Below are 16450 nucleotides of genomic sequence, written 5' to 3'. Positions count from 1 at the left end.
CGCGACGGACTGCCTCCGTCGTGGTGGCGCTTCCATGGAGAACCTGGCCCATAGCGCATCCCTCGCAGCATGGTGGTCAACCGTACCACCACACCGCGGGATCAAACACCTAGGCTGCGCGGTAGAAGAACTGCCCCTCGATCGACACGCTGGCGCGCGACGGGGGGACGAAGTTGCTTCCGAGGAAGATCGGAGCGTTCGCCGGCCGGTTGATCAGGAACTCAAGGAAGGTCGGCCCGCCTGCGGACGCCACATAGCCCTTGGGCTCCCCGAACGTGCCGGCCGGGATGTCCACGTTGAACACGCGGCTCAGAGGGACGCCCATGCCTGCGCCGGCATAGCTAACCGGCAGGATGAGCCGGAACGCTCCCGCCGCCGTCGTGTAGGCGTTGGCCGTGAACGTCACCCGGAAGCGGACATGCACGTAGTCGCCCGAGTGCCAGTATTCCCCCTCCTGCAGGGCGTAGGTGGGGGCGAAATCCCCTGGCGTCGCGAAGGTGACGGTGGGCGTCCACGTCTTACGCTCCACCGTGACGCCGCTCGTGTAGAACTTGGCACCTGTCGCGGCCGAGAAGACCGCTCGCCCGCCCGCCGGGAGCGCATAGCCGGCATTGGCGGCAAACACGACACCATCGGCAATCCGGGTCTCGCGCTCGGTGATGATGGCAGCCTCGGCATCGCCGATGCGGGTGATCGCCGCGTCGAGCGTGAGGGTGAATGCGCCGTCTGCCGTGATGCGGGCGGTGCGCTCTTCGATGAGATCGTTCTGGATCTCACCCTCCGCATACCCGCACACCCCATTGCGGGCGCTGTCATGTCGCAGTCAGATTATTCAGGAGTTAGGATGAGTCGTTCCGACGGGCGGCGCGTTGAACTTTACAGACGATGGGGAGAATCCTAATGGCCCAGTCGAAAAACCTTGTTCACTCTAAAGTCAAAGAAATTGACAATGGATATGAGTTGGCGCTGGAGGTGGACGACGGACAGGTGATCAACTTGGTGGTAAGCGAAGAGAAAATGTCGCTTTTCATAAAGGGTTTCGAAGATATTTGGTTCGGCGACGACAGCTTCAACGAAGAGCCTAGCACGCTGCGGCCTTCATAGGCCCGGTCAATTGCAAATCATGCGAACGGCGATGTTTACCGGCTGAACTGTCGTGCTCCCCGCCGTCTCGAAGGGACTGCTGTTCAGTAGCAACGTGCCGCGCGAGCGCTTCACTAGTACGGTCGCCCCCGAAAGGGACTGCGAAGTGACACCGCCCGCGATCATCTGGTCGCCTGCCCAGCCGACGATCACCTCAACGTCGGGAACTGTCGCGCAGGCGGGCCAAGCGAAGGTTGCTACGCCATTTGAGTTCGCAGCCGCTGTGTAGCGCTCGACGCGCTTCGGGGTGCCGGCCGGCCCCTGCAGGCCGACCGAACCGGGTTCGCCTTTCAGTCCTGGGGCACCTGCGACGCCACGAGGGCCTGGATCGCCTTTCGGGCCTGTTGCTCCGACCGCTCCCGGTGCGCCCGCTGCTCCGGCGTCTCCCTTGGCGCCCGGGGCACCGTCGCTCCCTTTCGGCCCTTGCGGTCCGTCATTGCCCTTGTCGCCTTTTGCTCCTGGAGTACCAGCAACGCCTGTGGGGCCGGGTTCACCCTGCGGCCCTTGCGCACCTTGCGGGCCAGCGGGCCCCTGTAGAGTTTTCAGGCTGTAGCCGACAGGCCGGGCCTCTGAGGCAGAGGGCACGACGACAGCGAGGCAAAGCGCATGGCGGAGAAATGCGCGCATCAGCCTACTCCGCAGCAAGTTGCCACGCGAACGCGGTGCCGCCGGCAGTCTGGAGGCCAGACACGCGATGGCGCGGACTCTCCAAAAAGCCGACATCCGCAGGATGGTGAACATCTTCGCTATTAAGGGCTAAGCAGCTTGAAGAGCATGAAATAAAAGGCTGCGATCGCAATAATCAGCGCCGCACAGATCGAGTAGTATTCAAAATCAGCACTGTCCATATGAATGGTATGCCGCATATTTTGTTGCACTGATAGTCCAAATCGCACTGCCACAACGTGGCAGCGGCACACGTACATCAGCCACCGCCCATGCCGTAGTGCATCTCGGGGGTGCAGTCGCCAGTCGGTGCCCCCACAGTCATGGCCGAGACGAAGTTCGGTCTGCTCGTCCCCATCGTCGCTTCGGTGCGCGCGAGGTAGAGCACGCCCGTGGTGGCCGAGACGCTCTCGGCCTCGGTCATGGTGCCGAGCAACCGGATATCGACGTCGCACGGATTCACGATGCGATAGGTCGTGGCATCGGCCGGGCGGGAGATCGCGAAGCTCTTCGGTGTCAGCCCGAGGTTCGTCAGCCGGATCGGCGCCGAGTGCAGCCGCTGGAACGGCATCGTCGTCACCGGCTGCGGCACGCCCGGCACCGCGTTGTAGCCGTTCGAGGTCAGGGGCTGCGCCGAGGCAGGTAGGGCGCTCGTAAGGACGAGGAGCGCCAGGATTGCTGCGGTCCGCCTCATGATCGATCCTCCCTGCCTCGGACGCCTCAGGGATCCTCAGGCCGCCGGTCGGGTGACGTATTCCTCGATCACCTCTTCGGCCGCGGCGGTGCTGGACTGCGGCTCGCCTGAGATCTGCTGCGCCAGGGCGCGTCGCTGAGTGTGATGCAGCGAGCGCCAGTTCTCGGGCACCGTCACCGTGACGATCCGGGCGTTGACCGCCGCCTCTTCCTCTTCAAGCTCCTCCAGCGTCATGCCGCGAGCGGCGGCATAGTGCTGGCGCAGGCCGAGACGGGCCGCCTCCTCGTCGGCGACCGGATCGGCGCCGAGCGGTGCGCCGGACGGATCGAACAGCAGGAAGCCTCCGCCCTCGGCGGGCTCGAACCGGTATCCGTCGAAGGAGACCATCGGTGGCTCGTCGCCAGGGATCTGGCTGAGCGGGATGACGAGTGCGACCGGCGCCATCGCCGTGGCGCGCTCGTGCGCGAAGGACAGCAGGGCCGGCAGGTTGGCGAACGGCTCCTGATTCAGCAGCACGCCGCCCGCGTCGAACAGATCGAACCCGCCGACCTCGGCCACCTCGGTTCGGTAGCCGGCCGGCAGCACCTCCGGCTCGGTCGAGGTGACGGTTGGGACGGCCTGCAGGCCGGCAGCGGCCACCTCGTCCTCGGTCGCCAGGACACAGGTGCCGGCGGCGATGTTGGAGGTGGCGGCGGCGAACGGCATCTCGACGACCGCGCCGGCCATTCGGCCGATGAGCTGCTTCACGAACATGGGGTCGGCTCCGGAATGAGGCGGCACGGGACGATGCCGGCGAGCACGGGCGGCCCGCCGGCAGGCGCGGCGGCGCGGTTCAGTCGATGATCGCGCTGGGGAGCGTCGCGCTCTGGAAGCGGTGGCCCTCCAGCAGCGCGAGGACGCTGTTGAGGTTGGCCGCGTTCGATGCGCTCGTGGTGACGAAGACGGTCTTATAGCCGCCGTTCACGTCGAGCTGCGCCGGGTCGATGTGGAACACGACCTGCTTGTTCTTCACGGCCGCGCCGCTGGCGAAGGACACCCCGTCGGGCTGCCGCACGAGGGTGTCGCTCGCGGCCGTGTCGAGGTTGGCCCAGATCGGCACCGGCTTGTCGAACGGCTTAGCGTCGGTGCCGGCCACGTCCTTGGCCTACGTCAGCGTCACGGGCGCGGCGTTGCCCTGCGCCAGCGAAGCCAGGATCGTGGCGTAGGTCGCGTTCTGGAGGTTGACGATGTCGGAGGAGCGGCCGGCCGCGTCGGCGGCGGCAGGCAGGAGCTCGACGACCTTCACGGCCGTCGCGAAGTTGGACTTAGGCATGGGGCTCTCCCGTCGGAGATGAAGGGGAAGGGTGGGCCGACGGGGCGAGCCCCGCCGGTGCGCTCAGCCGTTCAGACCGCTCAGGAGCGGCTGCCGAGCGTGACGAAGGGCGACTGCGTGGTGAGGCCGCGGTACGGCGTCATCGGCTGCTGCCACACGGGCATGCCGTTGAAGCGGTAGACGAAGCGGAAGCAGGTCTCGTCGTAGATGAAGCGGACGTGGATCGAGGACGCCTTCTGGATCGGGCCCTTGTCGATCGCGAGGTACTGCGTCAGGTCGACGAGCTGGATGTCGCCGGCCGTGCCGAGGGTGGCGGCGTACTCGACCGGGATCACCGGCCGGCCCATGAGCGTGCCGTACTCGTTGCCGTTGGTGCCCGGCGGGACGTAGGTGACCTGGGGGAAGGCGAGGCCGCCGACGTTCTCGGTGCCGGCCACGTTCTTGACCAGCAGCATGAGCTGGAAGAGCTGCACCTCGACGTCCTGGTTGACGATCCAGACCGCGTTCTTGCGCGAGGCCGCCGGCATCCGGCTCCACATCTTGAGGATGTTCTGCGCCACGATGGTGTTGGCGGCCTGCCCGACCTCCTTCGGCACCACGATGGTGGCGCCGCTGTTGAGGTAGCCCAGCGGCATGCCCGCGCCGGTGCCGTTCATGATCGCATCCTCGATGCGGAACACGAACTCCTCCTCGAACGCCTGATCGATCCAGGCGGCGAGCGCCGTGGTGTCCTGCAGCAGTTCGTCGGTCGCGTAGCAGAGGCCCACGAGCTTGGTCAGTTCCATGCTGATGCGCTTGAACCGCGGGCGGCTCTCACGCTTCAGGCCGGCCTCCTCGGTCCAGAAGGCCTGCACGCCGCCCCAACGCGAGCCGTTGGCGCGGCTGGTCTCGTCGACGCCGTTCGCGCGGATGCCGTTGGAGTTCGGGCCGATCGGGATCTTGCGCACCCGCGAGGCGATCTGACCGCCCTCGAACGTGGCCTTGATCAGGTCGTTGGCGAAGTCGGACTGGACGAGCCAGCCGCCGTCGGCGGCGATGCCCTCGGACATGCCAGTGGGGCCGGCCGACATGTCGCCGAAGGCCTGCAGGCGCGGATCCACCTGACCGCCCGGGCGCCCGGCCACCATGATGGCGCGCATCTGCTCGCCGAGCGAGGCGAAGCCCTGGCCCTGCTGGCGATCACCGGCGCCGCGGCGGTCGGCCGCCTCGTTGTCGTCCGGTGCGCCGCCCAGCGCCCGCTGGCGCTCCATCTGCCGCTCGACGCGTTCGATGTCCTTGTCGAGCGCCGCGAGTTCGGCGGAGATCGCGTCGTCGCGCGCCTCCTGCTCGGCCGAGAACCTGCCGTCTGTCTCCTGCGCCGCCAGATCGAATGCGGCCTGGGCCTCGCGCACGAGATCGGCGCGCTTCTGGCGAAGTGCCTTGATGGACATGCTCTGTCTCCGTGATCGTGACCGGGCACAAGGGCGCGGGCTCGCACGTCAGGCGCGAAGCACTGCCCACGGGCCCGGCCGGACCGTGGGGCGCACAACAGGAAAGGCGGGTGGCTCAGCCGGTCGAGCGCAGGCGATGCGCGTGACGGCGACGGCGGTAGGCGTCGCGCTCCAGGGCGGCTTGGCGATCGGCCGTCGCGTCCTCCGGCACCGGCTCTTCGGCCTGGGCAGCCGGCGGCTCGGCGGCTAAGCTCGGCTCCTCGGTCGACTCCCGGGAAGCTTGCCGGCTTTCGTCGGCCTCTGCCTGAATCGTCTCGATGTCGGCGGATGCGCGCGCACCGGTGGGTGCCACCTTCATCTTGCCGACCCGGCGCAGTGTGTCCTCCATGGTCGCGATGCGGTCGACCATGCCGAGCTTCAGCGCATTGGCCGCGAGCTCGACCCCGCCCTTGCCGAAGCCAGCCTCGACATCGGAGGCCTTCACGCCGCGACCGCGCGCGACGCTGTTGCGGAACTGGCCATAGACCGTCTTCACGTCGGCCATGGCCTTGTCGGTGAACTCGGCCGACGGCGGGGCAAACTGGTTGCCGTCGACCTTCTGCGGCGGCCAAGCGAAGAAGGTCACCTTCAGGCCCTGCTTCTCGGCCGCGGCCGATACATCCTTGTGCGAGCCGTAGACGCCGATCGACCCGACCTGTCCGCTCGGCGTCACCACCATCTCGTCGGCCTGGGAGGCGATCCAGTAGGCGGCCGAGGCGGCCGTGCTGTTCACCTGGGCGATGATCGGCTTGCGCCCGCGAGCCGCGAAGATCTTGTCGGCCAGCTCCTGCACGCCGGCCACGCCGCCGCCGGGCGAGTCGACATGAAACACGATGGCCTTCACGGCCGGATCGTCTAGGGCGGCATCGAAGCTCTGGCCGACGCGGGCGGTCGATGTGCCGCCCGGGCCGCTGATATTGTCGACCTGGCTCGCATGGTGGGCGATCACGCCCATGACGTTGATCACCGCGATCAGGCTGCCAGGCTCGGCATCGCCGGCCACACGCGAGGCGCCGCCGCCCCGCGCAGCGTAGATGCGGCCCGAGTGGCTGACCTCGAACATCGCCGCCATGCCGTTCGGCACGTCGACACCCGCGATCAGCAAGCCGTCGGCGAGCTGCGAGTGTCGGCCGGCGCGCTCTCGAACCTGCTCGGGCGTGATGGTGATGCCCTCGGCGCGGTTCTCGATCATCTCGACCATGAGCGCGTGCCAGATCGGATCCATGGCCCAGATCTGCGACATCAGGGCGGACCGCAGGTGCGGGAAGCGGGTCGTCATGCGTCAGGCTCCTCTTCCTGCGTCGGAGGCTCGGCAGGCTCCCCGATGGGAGGGCCGCTGTTGTGGCCGAGCAGGGCGGTGCTGTTGGGCTCGCCGCCGCCATTGCCGGGCAGCTTGTCCGAGGTCGCGCCCGTGTTGGGCTGCAGAGGTTCGTCGAGGCCCGGCAGCGGGTTGTAGCCAAGCGCGATGCGCGCCTCGTTCCGGGTGAGCACCCCGTTCAGGACCAGCCGGCTGAAGAACTCGGCCTGCGCCTTCGAGTCGCCGCGGATCAGGTCCTCGATATCGAAGCGCGCTTCGTAGAGGCGGGGCGCCAGGATCAGGTCGCGCCGAACCGCGTGGGTCCAGCAGTCGAGCCAGGGCTTCAGGTTGTTCCGGACGAAGGCCAGCATGATGGCCTCGACGCCCGACCCCCAGGACGTCGTCTTCGTCATGTGGTGTACGAGCACCGGAGGGACATCGAGCCAGCGACAGACCTCCTCGATCTGGTGCTGGCGCGTCGCCAGGAACTGTGCGTCCTCCGCCGTCAGGCTGATGGCTTCGAACTTGGCCCCATCCTCAAGGATTGGCGTGCCGCCCGCGTTCGAGAGGCCGTTGTAGGTCCGGCGCCAGTCCTCCTTGAAGCGGTTGAAGGCCTCGTCGCTCCACTCCTTCGGGACGGTGATCACGCCGGAGGGGCGGGCACCGTTCGAGAACAGTCGGGCGCCATGCTCTTCGGTGGCAAGCGCCAGGCCGACGGTCTGCCGCGCATAGGCGATGGGGCCGATGCCGACGAGGCCGGGCGCGAATGCCGTGCGCAGATGCAGCACCTCGTCCTGCAGCAGGCGCCGGATGCGGCCGCTCTCGTCCGACACCGTGTAGCGCAGCGTTCGGTCCGGCAGCCGGTCGACCGCGACGCGGTCCGGATGAATCGGCTCCAAACGGTCCGCGAAGCCCCGCGGCCCCGACACGATCTCGGCATACGCGTTGCCGCGCATGACAAGGTGCATCATCAGCATGGCCCGGAAGTCCCAGGCCGTCTGCCACCCGTTCGGCTGGTACTCCAGCAGGTCGTTCAGCGGGTGCTCGGGCGCCTCGTAGCTCTTTCCGGTCGCCGGATCCTTCCGGTACATCCGCAGCGGCAGGGAGGCCAAGGTCTTCGCCAGCAGGTGTGTGCCGGCGTAGAAGGCCGAGAATTGCAGAGCGATGTCCGGGGTCACCCGTCGCCCGGTGAAGGTGGCCGCACCGCCTGCGTCGCCATACCAGCGATCGTCGTCAGGCGCCCAGGTGGTGACCTCGCGCTCCGCGGCCTGCATCCCACCGCCGAGCATGGCCGAGAACAGCCCGCGCATCAGCCGTTACCGCCACCGCGCAGCGTCCCGACGATGGCGAGGCCGATCAGCACGCCGCCGCCGACCATGAAGCCGGCCGGCGGGTAGTGCAGCCAAGCACCGTACCCGGCAATTCCGGCGCCGAGCGTGCCCATGATCTCGCGGAAGACCTGCAAGCTGATGGTGATGGGCGCCGGGCGCGCAGCGGCCCCGGCATCTCGGTCGCGGTCCAGAGGCATGCCGGGCTCCTCAGGCGACCCGAAGGCCGCGCGTCTCGTAGACAGAGCGGGTGTTCACCGGCTCGGGGTTCGTCGCCATCAGAGCCACCGCGTTGAACAGGGCCATCGCGACGTCGATCTTGGCGTCACCCGCGTTCTGCTTGGTCGCCCGGATCGCGGTCGCGGTCGGCTCAATCTTCAGGTTCGCGATGCACCACGAAGCCAGCGCCGAGCCCGAATGCCGGAGAGTGCCGTTGGCGAGCTTGCGCTCGGCCGCCTTGATCGCGTGCATCAGGCCGTAGCCCTGCGAGACGCCGATCAGGAGCTTAGCTTCCTGCGTCACCTCGATCCCGGCGAAGGCCTCGATCAACTCGCCCAGGCCGGCCGGGTCCACGCCGACCCGAGCAAGGAGGCCCGCGTCCTTCACCCGCTCGACGATGCCGACGATGGCCTCGATGTCCTTCAGTTCATCGTCGACGATCGTCAGCTCGCCCGCGGCCTCGAACTCGCGCAGCTTCACTGCGATGCTCTTGCGGCGGGTCAGCACGCCGACGTGGCACCAAGCGTGTGACCATGCGAGCCAGTCTCGGGTCGCCCGGTCCCGCCCGAGCACGGTGAGCCCGAACAGGTCGTCCAAGCCGCCGCCATCGATGCCGATGCAGACGACCTCGGAGCGCTCCAGCAGCGCGTCGAGCGACAGCGTCGGGTCGGTGCCGCGACCCCAGAACTCGGCGCCGGCCCAGTTGCCGCCGAGCCCCATGCCGATCTGCACGTTGAAGTGCTGGGAGGCCAGCAGCGCCAGAGCGTCGCCGCCTTCCTGCTCCGCCTTCAGCAGTTGGTTGGCCAGGAAGGTCTCGTCGACCGACCGACCCATGTTCGGGTTCACCAGGGGCCAGAGCTTCCGCTCCTTCCACCCGCCGTCGGCCACCAAGCGCGCCGGCAGTTCGTAGAGGACCGGCAGCAGCGGAAGCTGCATCTCGCCGTCCCGCACCTTCCGGGCGGTCTCGAGCTCCTGCTTGAACACACCGGAGGGCGTGTCTTTCGACTGCGTGGTGACCTGGATCAGGAAGCCGTCTGGCCGCGCCGCCAGGGCGCCCCGCACCTCCACGAAGACGTCAGCCGCCCGCGGCTTCTTCGCGAACACGTGCGTCTCGTCGATCAGGGTGTAGGTCGCCTTCGACCCGGTGATGACGTCGGTGTCGGCCGCCCTGATCTGGAGCGAGGCGCCGCTGTTGCGGTGGGTGATCGTGCGGACGTGGTGCTGGCCGTGGAAGAGCTTCGCCAGTTCCGGGTCGGCCTGGATGATGCCCCAGGCCTGCTTGTAGGCGATGTTGGCAATCTCCTTGGTCGGCGCGACGAGCAGCGCCTCGGCCAAGGGCCTCCGGTTCACGATCAGCACCGTAACCATGATGGCCGCAGCGCCGGACGACTTCGAATTCTTCTTAGGGACGAGCCAGAAGAACTCCTGGATCTGTCGCCGATTAGCTTCCGGGTCGTAGGACCCGAAGATCGCCCGCACGATCGGCAGCAGCCATTCCGTACCACTCTCGGCCATGGTCGGCTTGCCGATCACGTCCGGGATCCGCAGCCGATTGAAGATGCGCTCGGCCCGTGCCGCTTCGGCCTCGAACAGTGGCAGGTCTGGCACCAGCGTCCGGCCTGCCAGGATCCGCGCCTCCCAATCCGGGCAGGCGGTGCTCCATTCGGCCATCAGTTCGGTCGCGCTGCCGGGCCGGCGAGATCATCGCCCCAATCCGAGCCGAGCCCCGCTGACCTCGCATCCTCTGCCGCCGCAGCCTTCTTGCCGGCCGGCGCATGCGCCTCGGCCAGGGTCTTCGTCGCCAGCGCGAGATTCTTCGCCACCATGGCTCGATCGCTGAGGCTCAGCGCCTTCTGCAGGCTCGCGCGCTGCTTGACGTTGTCCTTGCCGGCCAGCGCCTCGTCGATCAGCTCGGCGAGTTCGCCGCGTCGACCGGTGACCGCCTCAAGCTCATCCACCAAGCGCATGACCACGCGGCGGGTCCGCTCGACGATATCGGGCGTCTGCGCCGGCTCGTCGGGGGCCATCTCGCGCAGCCGCTCCATGATCGGGGCGACGAGGGTATCCAGGGGCTGCGGAGCCTGCGGAGGCGCCGCGGAGTTTTCCTGACCCGGCCGCAACCATCCTCCGGCCCTCGCGCGCAGCCTGATCGCCTTCTCGTCGCAGTTGTACCAGCGGGCCAACTCTCTGACTGGCAATGAAGTTTTCGTGTAATCGCGCTCGATTGCGGCCCAATCGATCGGCTTTTTCGTCTTGCCCATGGTCACGTCGTCCGCAGCACTCCGCGGCCCTCGAATTCACCCACCGGGAAAAAATCTGCGAATGGGACCCTGTGCGGTAGCGACCCCCTGGTCGCTCCGACTTCTGACCGCCCCCTCCCGTCCCGCCGACCAGCGGGTCAGGCCTCGGGCGGAGCGCCCACTTCGACCATGATGGGCGGGTGCGCCGTGCCGAGGATCCGCACATGGATCGGAGCGCCGGCCACGAGGGCTGCAAGCTCTTCAGCCGTCGGCAACCATGCCGTCGTCATGGCGGGCGTCTCCGGTCCGCCTACCGTGCAGGTGATAACCTCGTCGCGGATCGGGAGACCGAGGTAGCCCTGGCTCTTGCCGAGCACTCGGGTGCAGCCTTCGACACGTCCGATGTGCATGGGCTGCTACCTCGCCATCCTCTTCGCCCGCTCACGCGCCGTCTTCTCGGCATGGTGCTTCGGGCACAGCGCCTGCCCGTTCGCCGGATCGAGCGGGGCGCCGCCGTCCCGACGCTCCACGATGTGGTCGGCGTAGAGCCTGACGCCGCCGCGCCTGCCATGGGCCGTGCAGCCGGGCGCTTGGCACTTCCATCCGGCGCGCTTCAGCACCTCTTGGCGCCAAGCCCTGTGCTCGGGCGTCAGAAGTTCGGGATCAGCTACCTTGGGCGCCGGCTGGGCAGTACGCGTGTCGAGCGTGCCGAGGCGTGGGAGGAGTGTGGCGAGACGGGCCATGCGTTATGACCTTCGACCAATTCGCGCCACAACAACCCGCATAGGCTCGGTACTCCTAGTCCCGCGCCTTGACGCGGCGCAGCCTCTGCTGACGGAGCAGATGACGTATGGTCGATTTAGTTTTCCTGCCAATGCAGGATCTGCCGCTTGATCACGAACGCATGCCGGATGTGCTTGCTGAGATATGCGCTCAATCAGTCCACGCGGTGCGCCGCCAACCGCAGGGTGCGGGTAGAGGGTGTTATTATACTGTGCAGGCACGCGTGGACCGTGCCGGCGGCGAACCTGTATATGGCTGGATGATCGAGACAGTCCCCGGTGTGTACATCCAAATGATGCATCACTGTATTTGGAGGAGCCCTGAGGGAGAACTGATCGATCTTACGCCCGCACAACTCGACAATAATGCAAGGGATAGTGTCACGACCTTTGTGCCGGACGGTTCCATAGTTCCAGATACGACTTGGCCCCCACTTATTGCCAACCGTCATATCATGCTTGTCAAGGACGTCGATGTTCGCAGGGCAATTTCAGCCTATCAAGAGAACAACGGGTACATGAAATGGTTTTGGACCGAACTGCAGAAAGATGGGCGATATTCGCTCAACTCCGTCGGCGGCGTCTCCGGACCTCCCTATCCGCCTCACATTGCGGCGAACGATCGGAGGCTGAAAAAGTCACAAGGCGAATTACACCGCATGAACAGGCGCATTCTGAGGCGCTACTTTCCTCACCTGCGGGACGCTTGATCGGGTCGGGTACACTTGCCCGACTCCCCGCATAGGTTTGAGGGGCACCATGCCCCTACTTACCTGCCTCGGTCGGCACCGCGAGGTGCGCCGCGATCCGCTTGCCCGGCACTGTGCCCTGCAGGTCGATCACCCCGCCGAACCTGACCCGACGCCACCGATAAGTCAGGCGCCAGTTCATCGGGCTGTGGGGAGCGCCGGGCATCCACGCGTTGACCATGCGGGTCTCTTCGACCTCGTAGGCCAGAAGGCCGAACCAGAGCCCGCGGAGGCGGGTGCGACCGGTTGGCTTCCACTCGTCGCGCGCTTCCATGCCCAAGGCATGAAAAAGCCCCGCAGCGGGCCATCCGCTCGGGGCACATCTTTCCAATCGTGAGAAGCGGCAGGGCCTGTGGCGACCTCACGTCCGATCTCGCGCAACCACCGAGCTATTCCGCTTCGTTCGTGAGCGCGAGGGAAATACTAGAGAGCGCCTATCAGAAGTCAACACAACGATAGGCGTCATGCTGCCCTATGCACATCCTCGATGGGCAGTCGGTAGTCGAAGGGCGCGCCCATCACCTCCAGCGAGATGATGCCGATTGCGCCGCCGTCCGACGTGCCGACGAACTTGCCGACGAACCCGCTGAACAGGCCCGAGCAGGCCCGCACCTCCTCGCCAGCCTGCATGCCTGCGAGCGGCGTGAGGTTCGTGCGACCGGCCAACTCATCCTCGCCCCATTGCCGGAGCCAGCGAAGGCCGGCCGGGTTCATGGCGAGAGGGCCGCGGTTGGCCGCGCCGAGGATGCCCGTCAGCCCATGCAGATTGCGGCCATCAATGTCCCGCTCCCTCAGGGCCGCCAGCGTCTCGTCACAGAGGCCGCCGAGCACGCCCAGAAACAGGTAGGAGCGCATGGCCGGCCGCTGCTGCTCGCGTCGCGGCACCCGCAGGTTCGAGCGCACCGAGCGCCGCCATAGGTACTCGCAAGGCACGTAAGGGATGAACGGGGTCTCGTCTTCCCTGATGCCCCGGAGCATGGCGCGCTTGATGCTGGCTGCCGCCGACAACTCCCGGCTCGGCGCCGTAGTGCAGACGTACCAGCGCACGGCCGCCGCGTAGAGGTTCGGGGTCTTGTTCCGGCGCTCGGCCGGGATCGGCTCGTCCTTCGCGATGGTGAAGTTGTGCTGCGGGGTGACCCGAGCTTGGAAGCGCTGTCCGTGCAGTTTGGCGCCCATGGCGGCTGTTCCTCGATACGCTACGGGAGGAATTTGAAGGCGGTCGGCACCGGTCCGAACAGGACATTGATGCCGACCGTGATGGCATCAGGAGAGAGGTGCGCCCGTCACTCTGCGGCCTCCGAAGCCTGCTGTTGCCCTCCGTAAGGGCGTCCGAGCCCGTTCGACCTAGCCAGGGCTGCCCGCCACTCCGAATAGTTCGGCGCCGTCATCGGATAATCGCTCGGCAAGCCGTAGCGTTGCCGATAGCTGTAGGGGCTGAGCCCATGAAAACTGAGGTGCCGCTTCAGCATCTTGTAAGCCTTGCCGTCGATGAAAGAGATCAGCGCATCTGGAGTAATGGACTTACGAATTTGTGCGGGTGTCGGCTTTTCAATTTCAATCTCAGCAGCCGCCGCAGGCTTCGTGCCGCCAAGGCCCGCCAGTGAGGCGTGCACACTGGAAATCAATCCGGGCAGGTCCTTCGCCGGCAGGATGTTCTTCGTGACGTAGGCCGCAACAATCGTGGCGGTCAGATCGATGGTGTCGATGCCTGCAGCTGCGTTGTCGTCGTCGAGCATGTCGTCTCCTGAAGGGGGAATGGGACCGTCGATTGAGCAGTCCGCTGTTTCAAAACGGTATGTCATCGGCCGAGTTCAGCCGGCGCATGTGCTGGTCAGACGGAGATGGGGCCGTACGCAAGTCGAAGTAGTCGAGCCGGCGCGTGCGGACGGCCTGTGTCGCCTCCAGCACCACGAAGGTCGTGCCGGGGCTGCTCTCGGCGAGCCGTTCGGCCTCACGCAGCGCCGAACCCTCGCTGTCGTGCTGATAGGTCGGGCCGCGCTGGCCGACGCCGTAGACCATCCAGAACGGCTTCATCTCGGTGATGTCTTGCATGGGGCGCTCCACAGGTGGCGGCGATCAGGCGGTGCGAGGTAGGCGAATGGCGGATTTCCCGCCTCTCGCGCGCGTCGCTCGACAGTCAGCGGACACGCAGGTGACCACGGTCTGGTCGCAGACGACGAAGCCCGGCACGGTCAGATCTTCGCGTCCGTCGTAGGCCTCCATCGAAGCCTCGAGTTCGGCTCGCATGAGGGCACGCCATGTCGTGACATCGACCCCATGCACGCGCTCCATCCAGCGGAGCAGGGCGTGGTCGGTGATCTCGGGGGCGATCATGACCAGTCGTCCTCCTCTTCTTCGAGGGGTTCGCCGGGCTCGCCGTAGACGTAGCCGGTGAGCAGTCGGGTCGGGGTGAGCTTGGTGTCGCCGCCGAACCAGAAGGCGCCGGTGCCGGGCTCGACGGTGTTGATCGTGAACAGGCCGGACCGGATCAGCATCACGGTCGCGTCCAGGATCTCGCCGCCGCACTCCTCCTCGGGCAGGCCGAGGATGGAGCGCAGGTGTAGCCCGAGCACGTACGGGCAGATCGGCCCGGTCAGGTGGGCGCTGTAGGCGATGGCCTGCCCGAACAGCGCGGCACGCCACTCGGGTGAGCCGACCTCGGCCGCGGGGCGGGCGAAGGTGGGGGCGCTCATGCCGCCACCAGCTCTTCGGCAAGGCGGGCGAGGCCCTTCGGAGTCACGCGGACCTGCGTCCGGATGCGATCGTGCCCGTCCTCATGGGGGATCGTCGCCGTCTTGTGCCGGAGTAGGAGCTGCGCGAGCTTCGGCTGATAGGCGCTCCACTCCTTCGAGCCGACGCGCTTGTAGATCCAGGCTTTGGCGATCAGGTGCTTCGTCAGGTCGATCGGACGGACCTGCAGGGCCTTCGCGGCATCCCGGATGCAGAGGGAGCCGTCGGCCTCGGCGATGCGGGCGTAGGCCTCAAGCTTCGGCGCCTGGGCGGCGATCTGGCCCTGCAACTCGATCACCTTCTCGGTGTGCGTGAGGAGCAGGCCGCGGAGTGCCGCGGGGTCGTTGAGATCGATCGCGGGCGCTTGCTCGCGCCGCTCCAGCTCCTGCCAGCGGTCGACGATCTTCGCTCGCATCGGGATCGAGTAGCCGGAGACGAGGATCAGGCACTCGCGCTGCGGGAGGTGGTAGCAGGGCTTCTCCCGATTCATGCTGTCCCGGTAGGTGCCCTGAAAAGTCAGGCCATCTTTGTCGAGCTGGAACAGCATGTTGCGGACGTCGACCATGACGTTGTCGTGCCGCTTGCCGGTCAGCTCGGCGACCTCCAGCGTCGACATGGTCTGCGCCCCAACGGCGGGGATGTTGGCGATCGGCAGGCCCGGGGTGCTATGGCTCATCTCGGTCATCGCGTTCTCTCGAGGTTCGGGGTGGTCGCTGATCCCTCGTTGCAGCGAGGGGTTGGACGGCGGCGGGGCCTGCTTGCAGGCTTGGCCCTCGCCGCCGGCTTGATGTCCCAGGCGCGCATGACCTCGGCGACCGGACGGCCGGTCTCGGCGGCCTCCACCTCAGCCGCGGCGCGCAGGGCTCGACCTTTGGCCTTCCGGCGGTCTTGATCCCGGGCGCGCTCCGGATCGACAAGCCGATAGACGCGTGTGTTGGCCGCCTGTCGCTGCCGCCGTGCGACGACGTTCAGGGTGCTCTCGTAGGTGTCGTGAGCTTCAGCAATCCGCGCTAGCCCTTGTGGAGCGCATGATCGCCCTCACCCCGGAGTCCACCCGATGATCCCCCATGAAGAGGGCGCGTCTGGCGCCGGAAGCAGCACCGAGGACGAGATCATGAGCGCTCCCCACGAACAGGGGGCGCTTGGCCCCGAGAGCGTGACTGCGATGGATCTCGCTAAAGCCATCGTCACGGCCTGGGACGCTCTGCCTGACGGGCAGCACACCATGCGAACCGTGGAGCGCTGGCTCATTAGCGATGTGCAGCCGCTCGTCTTCAAGGCTCGCGCTATGCTCTCCGCTCCCGCCTCTGGCGCCGAGAGGATGACGGCGGGGGAGGATCTGGCCGCGCTATCGGCGAAGGCCGCTGCGGGGCCATGGCATGTGGACATGTTTCCTTTCCGAGATGTCGAGACCGGAGAGGAGCAGCCGCCGCAGTGTGAAGGCATCTGCACGCACGATGAAGCCGGTGGTTTGGCCGACAGCATCGCGACTTGTTCGGAGCCGGAGGCTCGGTTCGTCGTCGCCCTCGTGAACGCCTACCGCAGTGGCAAGCTCACCCCCACCCCGGCCACACCGCCGGGCGTGCCGGATAGCGTGCGGCCGCTTCGTCTCTGCGCCCGTGGCCGACCCGGCCCCCTCTGGACAGGCGGAGGGTTGATCATGGGCGCCGCCGTTGATGTCCGCTGCCCTCACTGCAAGGGCAAATCGTTCTCCCTCTACGAACGCCTAGGAGCCTGTCCGAGTAATCCTCTCGACGGCGAGGCTGGGGGGTGATTCACTCGGCTCATGGCCAAGGTGTTTCGCTCCTGGAACGTCGATCA

At 66.9% G+C, this 16450-nt stretch carries 23 protein-coding genes; 3 read left to right on the top strand and 20 right to left on the bottom strand.

The features are described 5' to 3' along the window. Positions 1-109 precede the first annotated feature (109 nt). Entirely contained in the window at positions 110-796 is a 687-nt protein-coding gene (locus tag BY998_RS23420; RefSeq protein ID WP_110354092.1) for a hypothetical protein, read from the bottom strand. A 104-nt stretch (positions 797-900) separates the two neighbouring features. Here BY998_RS23420 and BY998_RS23415 point away from each other — a divergent pair, with 104 nt between their 5' ends. After that, a complete protein-coding gene (locus tag BY998_RS23415) occupies positions 901-1104 on the top strand; it encodes a hypothetical protein (protein WP_110354091.1) in 204 nt (67 codons plus the stop codon). Between the two features lie 964 nt (positions 1105-2068). Here BY998_RS23415 and BY998_RS23405 read toward each other — a convergent pair. The 12 genes from BY998_RS23405 to BY998_RS23355 form a co-directional block, all read right to left on the bottom strand. Next, entirely contained in the window at positions 2069-2503 is a 435-nt protein-coding gene (locus tag BY998_RS23405) for a hypothetical protein (protein WP_110354089.1), read from the bottom strand. A gap of 36 nt (positions 2504-2539) precedes the next feature. Further along, positions 2540-3256, bottom strand: a complete 717-nt coding sequence (locus BY998_RS23400; protein WP_110354088.1) for a hypothetical protein — start codon at positions 3254-3256, stop codon at positions 2540-2542. 79 nt (positions 3257-3335) lie between these two features. Continuing rightward, entirely contained in the window at positions 3336-3638 is a 303-nt protein-coding gene (locus BY998_RS24570) for a hypothetical protein (RefSeq protein WP_181425606.1), read from the bottom strand. Positions 3639-3647: 9 nt separating this feature from the next. After that, positions 3648-3815, bottom strand: coding sequence for a hypothetical protein (locus BY998_RS24565; RefSeq protein WP_181425605.1), 168 nt, complete (start codon positions 3813-3815; stop codon positions 3648-3650). Positions 3816-3895: 80 nt separating this feature from the next. Beyond that, positions 3896-5245, bottom strand: a complete 1350-nt coding sequence (locus BY998_RS23390) for a phage major capsid protein (RefSeq protein ID WP_110354087.1) — start codon at positions 5243-5245, stop codon at positions 3896-3898. A 115-nt stretch (positions 5246-5360) separates the two neighbouring features. Then, entirely contained in the window at positions 5361-6563 is a 1203-nt protein-coding gene (locus tag BY998_RS23385; RefSeq protein WP_110354086.1) for a S49 family peptidase, read from the bottom strand. Beyond that, positions 6560-7891, bottom strand: a complete 1332-nt coding sequence (locus BY998_RS23380) for a phage portal protein (protein ID WP_110354085.1) — start codon at positions 7889-7891, stop codon at positions 6560-6562. The genes BY998_RS23385 and BY998_RS23380 overlap by 4 nt, the downstream gene beginning before the upstream one ends. Beyond that, positions 7891-8109, bottom strand: coding sequence for a hypothetical protein (locus BY998_RS23375; RefSeq protein WP_110354084.1), 219 nt, complete (start codon positions 8107-8109; stop codon positions 7891-7893). The genes BY998_RS23380 and BY998_RS23375 overlap by 1 nt, the downstream gene beginning before the upstream one ends. Positions 8110-8119: 10 nt before the next feature. Continuing rightward, positions 8120-9799, bottom strand: coding sequence for a terminase large subunit (locus BY998_RS23370; RefSeq protein WP_110354083.1), 1680 nt, complete (start codon positions 9797-9799; stop codon positions 8120-8122). Further along, positions 9799-10389 (bottom strand): hypothetical protein, encoded by a 591-nt coding sequence (locus BY998_RS23365; RefSeq protein ID WP_146221848.1) that lies wholly within the window; start codon positions 10387-10389, stop codon positions 9799-9801. The genes BY998_RS23370 and BY998_RS23365 overlap by 1 nt, the downstream gene beginning before the upstream one ends. Before the next feature lie 137 nt (positions 10390-10526). Further along, positions 10527-10778: a hypothetical protein gene (locus BY998_RS23360; protein WP_110354081.1), complete on the bottom strand. Its 252-nt coding sequence runs from the start codon at positions 10776-10778 to the stop codon at positions 10527-10529. Positions 10779-10784: 6 nt separating this feature from the next. Then, positions 10785-11111: an HNH endonuclease signature motif containing protein gene (locus tag BY998_RS23355; RefSeq protein WP_110354080.1), complete on the bottom strand. Its 327-nt coding sequence runs from the start codon at positions 11109-11111 to the stop codon at positions 10785-10787. Positions 11112-11218: 107 nt separating this feature from the next. Between BY998_RS23355 and BY998_RS24140 the strand changes: the two genes are divergently transcribed. Continuing rightward, positions 11219-11860, top strand: coding sequence for a hypothetical protein (locus tag BY998_RS24140; RefSeq protein ID WP_146221847.1), 642 nt, complete (start codon positions 11219-11221; stop codon positions 11858-11860). Between the two features lie 55 nt (positions 11861-11915). Here BY998_RS24140 and BY998_RS23350 read toward each other — a convergent pair whose 3' ends face one another. From BY998_RS23350 to BY998_RS23320, 7 genes are all read right to left on the bottom strand, one after another. Beyond that, complete coding sequence (locus BY998_RS23350; RefSeq protein WP_110354079.1) at positions 11916-12173, bottom strand: hypothetical protein; 258 nt, start codon at positions 12171-12173, stop codon at positions 11916-11918. Between the two features lie 188 nt (positions 12174-12361). Next, a complete protein-coding gene (locus BY998_RS23345) occupies positions 12362-13075 on the bottom strand; it encodes a hypothetical protein (protein ID WP_110354078.1) in 714 nt (237 codons plus the stop codon). 107 nt (positions 13076-13182) lie between these two features. Continuing rightward, complete coding sequence (locus tag BY998_RS23340) at positions 13183-13635, bottom strand: MucR family transcriptional regulator (RefSeq protein WP_110354077.1); 453 nt, start codon at positions 13633-13635, stop codon at positions 13183-13185. A 49-nt stretch (positions 13636-13684) separates the two neighbouring features. Further along, positions 13685-13951, bottom strand: a complete 267-nt coding sequence (locus BY998_RS23335) for a hypothetical protein (RefSeq protein ID WP_110354076.1) — start codon at positions 13949-13951, stop codon at positions 13685-13687. Positions 13952-13975: 24 nt separating this feature from the next. Beyond that, entirely contained in the window at positions 13976-14233 is a 258-nt protein-coding gene (locus BY998_RS23330) for a hypothetical protein (RefSeq protein ID WP_110354075.1), read from the bottom strand. Then, the gene (locus BY998_RS23325) at positions 14230-14592 is read right to left on the bottom strand and encodes a hypothetical protein (RefSeq protein ID WP_110354074.1); all 363 of its coding nucleotides are present in this window, start codon (positions 14590-14592) and stop codon (positions 14230-14232) included. The genes BY998_RS23330 and BY998_RS23325 overlap by 4 nt, the downstream gene beginning before the upstream one ends. Next, a complete protein-coding gene (locus BY998_RS23320) occupies positions 14589-15305 on the bottom strand; it encodes a phage regulatory protein/antirepressor Ant (protein WP_210205516.1) in 717 nt (238 codons plus the stop codon). Before BY998_RS23320 ends, BY998_RS23325 begins: the two co-directional genes overlap by 4 nt. A 381-nt stretch (positions 15306-15686) precedes the next feature. Here BY998_RS23320 and BY998_RS23315 point away from each other — a divergent pair, with 381 nt between their 5' ends. Then, a complete protein-coding gene (locus BY998_RS23315) occupies positions 15687-16403 on the top strand; it encodes a hypothetical protein (RefSeq protein ID WP_110354073.1) in 717 nt (238 codons plus the stop codon). The last annotated feature ends 47 nt before the right edge of the window (positions 16404-16450 follow it).

Source organism: Methylobacterium sp. B4 (genome assembly GCF_003201865.1).
GTDB lineage: Bacteria > Pseudomonadota > Alphaproteobacteria > Rhizobiales > Beijerinckiaceae > Methylobacterium.
This window is presented reverse-complemented; position numbering and strand designations above follow the sequence as displayed.

Excerpts from the sequence above, each read along its gene's own strand:
- BY998_RS23370 (WP_110354083.1), bottom strand. The coding sequence starts at position 9,799 with ATGGCCGAATGGAGCACCGCCTGCCCGGATTGGGAGGCGCGGATCCTG.
- BY998_RS23330 (WP_110354075.1), bottom strand. The coding sequence starts at position 14,233 with ATGATCGCCCCCGAGATCACCGACCACGCCCTGCTCCGCTGGATGGAG.
- BY998_RS23325 (WP_110354074.1), bottom strand. The coding sequence starts at position 14,592 with ATGAGCGCCCCCACCTTCGCCCGCCCCGCGGCCGAGGTCGGCTCACCC.
- BY998_RS23390 (WP_110354087.1), bottom strand. The coding sequence starts at position 5,245 with ATGTCCATCAAGGCACTTCGCCAGAAGCGCGCCGATCTCGTGCGCGAG.
- BY998_RS23345 (WP_110354078.1), bottom strand. The coding sequence starts at position 13,075 with ATGGGCGCCAAACTGCACGGACAGCGCTTCCAAGCTCGGGTCACCCCG.
- BY998_RS23360 (WP_110354081.1), bottom strand. The coding sequence starts at position 10,778 with ATGCACATCGGACGTGTCGAAGGCTGCACCCGAGTGCTCGGCAAGAGC.
- BY998_RS23350 (WP_110354079.1), bottom strand. The coding sequence starts at position 12,173 with ATGGAAGCGCGCGACGAGTGGAAGCCAACCGGTCGCACCCGCCTCCGC.
- BY998_RS23320 (WP_210205516.1), bottom strand. The coding sequence starts at position 15,305 with ATGAGCCATAGCACCCCGGGCCTGCCGATCGCCAACATCCCCGCCGTT.
- BY998_RS23355 (WP_110354080.1), bottom strand. The coding sequence starts at position 11,111 with ATGGCCCGTCTCGCCACACTCCTCCCACGCCTCGGCACGCTCGACACG.
- BY998_RS23415 (WP_110354091.1), top strand. The coding sequence starts at position 901 with ATGGCCCAGTCGAAAAACCTTGTTCACTCTAAAGTCAAAGAAATTGAC.
- BY998_RS23400 (WP_110354088.1), bottom strand. The coding sequence starts at position 3,256 with ATGTTCGTGAAGCAGCTCATCGGCCGAATGGCCGGCGCGGTCGTCGAG.
- BY998_RS24565 (WP_181425605.1), bottom strand. The coding sequence starts at position 3,815 with ATGCCTAAGTCCAACTTCGCGACGGCCGTGAAGGTCGTCGAGCTCCTG.
- BY998_RS23365 (WP_146221848.1), bottom strand. The coding sequence starts at position 10,389 with ATGGGCAAGACGAAAAAGCCGATCGATTGGGCCGCAATCGAGCGCGAT.
- BY998_RS23315 (WP_110354073.1), top strand. The coding sequence starts at position 15,687 with ATGATCCCCCATGAAGAGGGCGCGTCTGGCGCCGGAAGCAGCACCGAG.
- BY998_RS23380 (WP_110354085.1), bottom strand. The coding sequence starts at position 7,891 with ATGCGCGGGCTGTTCTCGGCCATGCTCGGCGGTGGGATGCAGGCCGCG.
- BY998_RS23375 (WP_110354084.1), bottom strand. The coding sequence starts at position 8,109 with ATGCCTCTGGACCGCGACCGAGATGCCGGGGCCGCTGCGCGCCCGGCG.
- BY998_RS23405 (WP_110354089.1), bottom strand. The coding sequence starts at position 2,503 with ATGAGGCGGACCGCAGCAATCCTGGCGCTCCTCGTCCTTACGAGCGCC.
- BY998_RS23340 (WP_110354077.1), bottom strand. The coding sequence starts at position 13,635 with ATGCTCGACGACGACAACGCAGCTGCAGGCATCGACACCATCGATCTG.
- BY998_RS23335 (WP_110354076.1), bottom strand. The coding sequence starts at position 13,951 with ATGCAAGACATCACCGAGATGAAGCCGTTCTGGATGGTCTACGGCGTC.
- BY998_RS23385 (WP_110354086.1), bottom strand. The coding sequence starts at position 6,563 with ATGACGACCCGCTTCCCGCACCTGCGGTCCGCCCTGATGTCGCAGATC.
- BY998_RS24140 (WP_146221847.1), top strand. The coding sequence starts at position 11,219 with ATGGTCGATTTAGTTTTCCTGCCAATGCAGGATCTGCCGCTTGATCAC.